The organism is Rhodococcus sp. 14C212 (genome assembly GCF_011058195.1).
In the GTDB taxonomy this organism is placed as follows: domain Bacteria; phylum Actinomycetota; class Actinomycetes; order Mycobacteriales; family Mycobacteriaceae; genus Rhodococcus; species Rhodococcus aetherivorans.
In genome coordinates this window covers 38,643-45,875 of sequence record NZ_JAALEH010000044.1, presented here as the reverse complement: position 1 = coordinate 45,875, position 7,233 = coordinate 38,643, and the positions used below count along the sequence as shown (strand labels likewise).

The following is a 7,233-nucleotide window of genomic DNA, read 5'->3' as shown; positions in this document are numbered from 1 at the left end:
CTTGCATGTGTTAAGCACGCCGCCAGCGTTCGTCCTGAGCCAGGATCAAACTCTCCGTTGAAGACTCACAATCACACCCCGAAGGGCCGATCAGTCATAGACATCGAGCCAAATCACCAGCAAAAAACTCAAACTAGCACAACACTGACCACCACAGACGGAAGAATGCGGCAGCCAGCAACAACCACCCCCCGAAAAGAGGAGCGGTCGCACCAAACAAAATATTTGGCACTGACATTCATCGGCACACTGTTGAGTTCTCAAAGAACACGCACACACCATCGCTCAGCGCCTTCGCGCCTTGCTCCGGGGCAACCGTTCTAGCCTAACACTCCGAACTCGCGGACGCAAACTCCGTCTGCGATCTTCGTTTTGGCTGTTCGAACGATCAGGACGCAACCGGTTTCCGTACCTCTCGGTCCGGGTCGGTGTCCGTGTCGCTCGAACGACGACAAAGTTACGCCACCGCTAACGGGCCGTCAAATCCGCAGGTCAGCGGCCCGTCGGCGGTGGCGGTAGTCGCTCAGCCGCGCTCGACTCGCACGCCGGCGAAGTTGCGCTTGCCTCGCCGGAGGACGAGCCAGCGATCGTGCAGCAGATCCGCGCTCGACGGGGTCCACTCCTCGGACGAGATCCGTTGGTTGTTCACGGAGGCACCCCCCTCCTTGACCGTGCGTCGGGCAGCGCCCTTGCTCTCGCACAGGCCCGTCGCGACGAGCAGGTCCACGATCGTGCCGGGCTCCCCGTCGCGCATTTCCGCAACGGAGGCCTCTGCCAGCGCGGCCGAGAGGGTCGCTTCGTCCAGGTCGGCCAGCTCTCCACGACCGAACAGCGCCCGGCTCGCGAGTTCGACCGCTCGGGTGTTGGCCTCGCCGTGAACGAGGGTCGTCATCTCGGCGGCAAGGCGGCGCTGCGCCTCACGCGCCTGCGGCCGCTCGGCCGTCGCCGTCTCGAGTTCGGCGAGTTCGTCCTGATCCAGGAACGTGAACCACCGCAGGTACTTCACGACGTCTGCGTCGGCGGCGTTGACGAAGTACTGGTACCAGGCGTACGGCGTGGTCATCTCCGGGTCGAGCCAGAGGCTTCCGCCGCCGGTGGACTTTCCGAACTTCTTGCCGTCGGCCGAGGTGACGAGCGGGACGGTGAGCGCGTGCACGGCGGCACCGTCGGTCCGTCGGTTGAGCTCGACGCCCGCGATGATGTTGCCCCACTGGTCCGACCCACCCACCTGCAGCGTGCACCCGTGCTCGCGACGCAACTGCACGTAGTCGTTGGCCTGCAGCAGCATGTAGCTGAACTCGGTGTACGAGATGCCGTCGCCCTCGAGCCGGCGCTTCACCGTGTCGCGAGCGAGCATGACGTTGACGGAGAAGTGCTTGCCGATATCGCGGAGGAAGTCGACGACGCTGAGCGAGGAGGTCCAGTCGGCGTTGTTCACGACGATCGCGCTGGTCGGCGACTCGTCGAAGTCCACGAACCGCTCGAGCTGACCGCGGATGCGGTCGGCCCACTCGGCGACCGTGTCCGCCGAGTTCATGGTCCGCTCCCCTACCTCCCGCGGATCTCCGATCATGCCGGTAGCGCCGCCCGCCAGCACGATGGGCCGGTGGCCCGCTCGCTGGAAACGCTTCAGGGCCAGCAACGGCACGAGGTGACCGGCATGCAGACTGGGCCCGGTGGGATCGAATCCGGCATAGAGCGTGACCGGGCCCGCGGCGAGATCGCGGCGGAGTGTGTCGAGGTCGGTCGATTGGGCGATCAGTCCACGCCAGGTCAGTTCGTCGAGGATGTGCTCAGTCACCGCTCGATCATCCCATCCGGCGGGCAGCGGCCGGCGCGCGCGGGCTGCGCCGGTAGGCCGACACACCCACGGCGCCGGGGATCCACAGCCGCCACGGTCGTTCGGCCGCGACGCTGATGCCCACGCGTGGGCCCGACGCGACCCGGTCGACGTCACCCAGGGTGAGTCTCGCGGACGCGCCGTCGTCGAGCACATCGATCCCGTTGTCCGCCAGCGTCAATCCCAAGGCGGCCGCGAGGTTGCCGGGTCCGCGGGCGAGGTTCGGTGCGGGAGTCCCGGCCGTTCGCCGGGCACGGACGATCGCCTCCCCCGCGACTACTTCGGCGCCTCGCAGTAGCACCGCCGCGGCCACTCCGTCGGGCCCGACCGAGATGTTCGCGCAGTAGTGCAGCCCATAGCTGCGGTACACGTAGAGATGGCCGGCGGGGCCGAACATCACCGCGTTCCGCGGCGTACGCCCCCGGTAGGAGTGCGCCGCCGGATCAGGCCAGGGACCGTCCTCGGGTCCGCCGTAGGCCTCGACCTCCGTGATCCGCAGGACCACCTCGCCCGCGCACAGCGTGGCGCCGAGGATAGTGTGCGCCGCAGTCAGCGGATCGACCCCGGTGAGCCGCTCGAACGCCACGCTCAGTCCGCCACCCGGTCCTCGGTCCAGCCGGCCACACCGCGTGCGACGTAGTCCTCGTGTTCGGCGTCGGTCACCTCTCGGGCCTCGTCGACAAGGAGGACGGGGATGCCGTTCTCGATCGGATACGCGCGGCGCAGCCGCGGGTTGTAGAGGACCGAATCGTCCACGAGGAGCAGCGGCCCCTTGTCCTGCGGGCAGGCCAGGATGCTCAGCAGCGTGGGATCGACAGCCACGGTGGTCCTCTCGAAGGTGGGGCGGACGCGGACGGCCCCCAGGCTACCGTGCGCCCGGTGCCGGACCTGCGCCGACGCCGGTGAATCTCGCCGCGACCGCCTTGGTGAACCGCTTGTAGGTTCCGGTCGCCGGGTCGGCGAACCACGACCGCACCGTCGGCTTCGGCAGGCCCCGCGCCGGCAGGTCACCGGACATCGGCCGGTACGTGGGCCCGAGTGCGATGTGCGGCACGACATGGACCAGGTCGGGCCGCTCCGGGGCAGGAACCGCGTCGAGTGCCGCCGTGATCTCGGCGGCGCTCGGCGCGCGGTTCTCGCGCAGGGTGCATGCGGCCACGGCGACCTCGGTGTCTCCGATGCGCACGCCGTATACCACGCAGAGATCGACCCGCGGAATACCGCCGAGAGCATCCACCACCGGCTGGCCGTACACCGGTCCGTGCGGGGTGCGGATGACACTGTGCTTGCTGTCGAGCAGCCAGTAGTCACCGTCCTGGTCTCGCCGGAAGAGGTTCTCGGTGGGCACCCACACGTCGCCGAGTTCGAACACTCCCCGCATGACACCGGGCAGCGCTTCCGTCGACGCGCTGGGCCGCCCGAGCAGGAGGCCGACCTCGCCGTCGGCGCTCTCGCGGACGAAGCCCCGCGCGTCCTCGACCAGCCGCCCGGTGGTCGGGTCCCACGCGGCCAGGCGGGCCTCGGCGCTGCCGGGCAGCGGCCGCCCCTTGCATCCGATCTTGGCACCCGAGACGTTGGCCAGGACGATCTCGCCGTCGGTGGAGGCATAGAACTCGAGCACCTGGGCGGGAGCGAAGCGTTCGAGGGTCCGCCGCCACAGGCCGGGCGTCATGCCCGAGCCGATGAAGAGGCGGACGGGGTGGATCTCGTCGATGTGCAGTGCCGGGCTGTCGAGGATGTCCCGCATCATCGCCCAGGTGTAGGTGACGACGGTGACGCCGTAGCGGTGCACTTCCTCGCTGAAGCGTGCTGGGTCCAGGCCGTGGGACAGGGCTATGCGGCAGCCGCCGGCGAGAGCGCCTCCGAAGCTGACCAGGAGACCGGACGAATGATAAAGCGGGGCAAGGCAGTACACCGTGTCGCCACGCCCCAGCGCGGCGGCGGTGGCGGTACCGAAGGCCGAGAGCGCCCATCGGTGGTTGGAGATCTGACGCATCTCCAGGGTGTCGCCGCTCCCGGTGAACAGGAGGAACGCGAGTTCCCGCGCCACACCGGGGTCGGGCGCATACCAGCCGGGGAGTTCGACCGTGGTGATGTCGAAGTGTTCGAGATCGACGACGTCGGCGCCGGCAGGGATGTCCAGTTCGCGGATGCTGCCGCCACCGAGGACCAGGGCCGGGATGCCGGTGGCGATCGCCTGCTGGAGGTTCTCGGGATCGGTGATGATCTTCTGGACGGCGCCCGAGCGGATGGCCTCGTCGAGGTCGGGGCCGGGCGGGAGCAGGACCGACACCGCGCCGATGCGGGAGACGGCCGTGACCGCGGCCATGGCACTGGGGCGGGTGTCCATGAGGATGCCGATGTGGGCGGCGGGGCGGACACCCGAGTGCACCAGCCCGCGCACCACGTTGTCGATCCGCCGATTGACGTCGGCGAAGGTGTAGACGCGGTCCTCGTAGATGAAGCACTCGCGGTGCGGCCCCTTGCGGCACTGCTCCGTCAGGACGCTGGCGAGCGAGATGCGGGTGCGTGGCTGAATCTGCCCGAGCCGGGCCAGGCGCGGAAGAGCCCGGGCCGCCTCCCCCGACAGCTCCCGGGCCCCGCGCACCGTTTCGGAAGCCAGGTCGGCGATGCCCTTGCCGACCTCCACACCGACCTCGGCGATAGTGGCGACGGTGTGGGTGAGGCGGGTCGCGACGGAGACCCCGGTCTCTCCTTCTGCGTGCAGCTCGGGAATTGCCATCCGGCCGACGCCGACCGGCCGGTCGCCGTGCCCTTCCCGCCACTGCACCCATTCGCCGACGGCGGGCCAGGTCTGCCGCGCCGCGGTGCCACCCACCACGAGTCCGAAATGGCCTGCGCGCAAGGAGTATTCGAACACCTGAGCTCGGGGGGCGGCCTTGCGTATGCCGCGCACCGCGAGGGGCTGCCCGATGTCGTCCACCTCGCCGACGAACGCGAGGATGGGGCAAGTGATCTCGGCCAGGCTCACGGCTCGGTCGTTGATGACGAAGCCGCCGCTGACCATGCGGTTGTGCACGATGAACTGGCGAAGCAACTCGGCCACTGCAGGACCGGACCAGGCCACCCACCCCTCCGTGTCGAGGAAGCGGCGCTGGGGTTCGCGCGGCAGGAGGGCTTCCCGGTCGTGCAGCTGCATGAGGAACTCGATGCGCGAGCGCACGGTCTTGACGGGGTCGAGGAACTGGAAGCCGGTCTTGGCCATCCACCCGGTGATGGCGAGCCGGTTGAAGACGTGGTCGGCAAGGAAGTCTGCGGCCCGGACGGCGACGCCCTCGGGTATCCCGAAAGGCAGGGCGGCCAGGGTGTCCACGGGGCTGCCGAAGGTGATCAGGCTGGCGACGTGCCGACTGCGGCGGTAGGCCGCGGCCTGATAGCAGAACATGCCGCCCTGCGAGTACCCGGCCAGGTGAATGTCACGGCCGGTGTACTCGTGCACGTGATCGACGATCTCGTCGAGGGCGATGATGTGGTCGGTGAGGGTGCGGTCCCACCCGCCTTCTTCCCGGTCCGGGGAGCCGAAGTCGACCACCCAGGGGTCGAGACCCATCGAGTGCAGGATGCCGACGGCTCCGGTCTCGCGGGTGACGTCGTACACGTCCGCCGACATCATCATCGGGGGGACCATCACCACCGGAGCAGCATTCTCGGCGGCGTCGGATTCCGGGTAGTAGTGCCGCAGCCTGTACATGCCGGTCCGCTCGACGATCTGGAACGGCGACGGTGTCGCCCCCGTTTCCAGACCGCCGTGACGGACCACCTCGAGGCCGTTCTGCGCGGTCGCCACCACGCGCCGCAGGGGCCCCATCACCGATCCACCGCCCAGTGCCACGAACCTCTTCCCATCCGCCGAGTTCTGCGTGTGTCCACCCTGTCAGGAATGACAGCCTGCCACATTACGTCGAGGCGATGGCCCTGTTCACCGAGCGGGCCGGTCAGCTGCGCACCCAGTCCCGCAGCGCGCGAGCGGCGGCACGAACTCCGTCGAGCTGTTCACCTACCCGGACGCCCGCGGTGCCGCCGCGGGCGTTGCGGGAAGCGATGGATCCCTCCACGGTGAGCACTTCGCGGACCTGCGGCGTCAGCGCGGGGTCGACCGCCGTCAACTCGTCGTCGGTGAGTTCCTCGAGGCCGACGCCGCGCGCCTCCGCCGCCCGCACGCACGCCCCGGCCGCCTCGTGGGCGACGCGGAACGGGACACCCTGGCGCACCATCCACTCGGCGATGTCGGTGGCGAGGGTGAAACCGGCGGGTGCCAGCTGGGCCATGCGATCGGTGTGGAACGTCAGGGTGGACACGAGACCGGTGATCGCCGGCAGGAGCAGCTCGAGCTGCAGGACCGAGTCGAACACCGGCTCCTTGTCCTCCTGCAGGTCCCGGTTGTACGCCAGCGGCTGGGCCTTGAGGGTGGCGAGCAGGCCGGTGAGGTTGCCGATGAGGCGACCTGCCTTGCCCCGGGTCAGTTCCGAGACGTCCGGGTTCTTCTTCTGCGGCATGATCGACGATCCGGTGGACCACTCGTCGGCGAGGGTGATGTAGCCGAACTCCGGGGTGCTCCAGAGGATGACCTCCTCCGCCATGCGGGAGAGGTCGACCGCGATCATCGCGAACACGAACGCGGCCTCGGCGGCGAAGTCGCGTGCCGAAGTGGCATCGATCGAGTTCTCGGCGGCGGAGTCGAAGTTCAGCTCTGCAGCGATCGCGTCGGGGTCGAGGCCGAGGGAGGAGCCGGCGAGTGCTCCCGAGCCGTACGGGGACACCGCCGCACGCGCGTCGAAGTCCCGCAGCCGCTGCACGTCGCGCAGCAGCGGGTGGGCGTGCGCGAGCAGGTGGTGCGCGAGCAGCACCGGCTGTGCTGCCTGCAGGTGGGTCTTGCCCGGCATCACCGCGGCGGGATGGGCGGCGGCCTGATCGGCGAGGGCGTCGACGACGGCGAGGACACCGTCGGCGATACGTCGCGCCGCGTCGCGCAGCCACATCCGGAACAGGGTGGCGACCTGATCGTTGCGGGAGCGGCCGGCTCGCAGCCGGCCGCCGACGTCGGGGCCGACCCGCTCGATGAGCCCGCGTTCGAGGGCGCCGTGGACGTCCTCGTCGGACTCGGCCGGGACGAACGCGCCGGAGGCGACGTCGGCGCCGAGCCGGTCGAGACCGTCGAGCATGGTGGCGAGGTCGGCCTCGCTGAGCAGGCCGGCCTTGTGCAGCACGCGCGCGTGCGCCTTGGAGGCGCGGACGTCGTAGGGGGCGAGCGCCCAGTCGAAGTGGGTGGACTTGCTCAGTGCCGCCATGGCGGCGGCCGGTCCGGATGCGAACCGGCCGCCCCACAGGGCGCCCTCGTTGGTGCCGTGACTCTGGATGCCTTCGCCATCGTG

5 protein-coding genes and 1 rRNA gene are annotated in these 7,233 nt (G+C 69.4%); all 6 read right to left on the bottom strand.

The genetic code is table 11. The features are described from left to right. Window positions 1-61, bottom strand: a 16S ribosomal RNA gene (locus tag G6038_RS18805); the annotation flags it as partial. Window positions 62-523: 462 nt separating this feature from the next. Beyond that, complete coding sequence (gene tyrS, locus G6038_RS18800) at window positions 524-1,801, bottom strand: tyrosine--tRNA ligase (protein WP_165039312.1); 1,278 nt, start codon at window positions 1,799-1,801, stop codon at window positions 524-526. 7 nt (window positions 1,802-1,808) lie between these two features. Then, complete coding sequence (locus G6038_RS18795) at window positions 1,809-2,426, bottom strand: DNA-3-methyladenine glycosylase (protein ID WP_165039311.1); 618 nt, start codon at window positions 2,424-2,426, stop codon at window positions 1,809-1,811. A gap of 2 nt (window positions 2,427-2,428) precedes the next feature. Next, complete coding sequence (locus G6038_RS18790; RefSeq protein WP_100057745.1) at window positions 2,429-2,662, bottom strand: Trm112 family protein; 234 nt, start codon at window positions 2,660-2,662, stop codon at window positions 2,429-2,431. A gap of 43 nt (window positions 2,663-2,705) precedes the next feature. Further along, the gene (locus G6038_RS18785; RefSeq protein WP_165039314.1) at window positions 2,706-5,669 is read right to left on the bottom strand and encodes an AMP-binding protein; all 2,964 of its coding nucleotides are present in this window, start codon (window positions 5,667-5,669) and stop codon (window positions 2,706-2,708) included. A 127-nt stretch (window positions 5,670-5,796) separates the two neighbouring features. Then, on the bottom strand, window positions 5,797-7,218 hold the full coding sequence (argH, locus tag G6038_RS18780; RefSeq protein WP_165039313.1) for an argininosuccinate lyase: 1,422 nt from the start codon (window positions 7,216-7,218) through the stop codon (window positions 5,797-5,799). Window positions 7,219-7,233 lie beyond the last annotated feature (15 nt).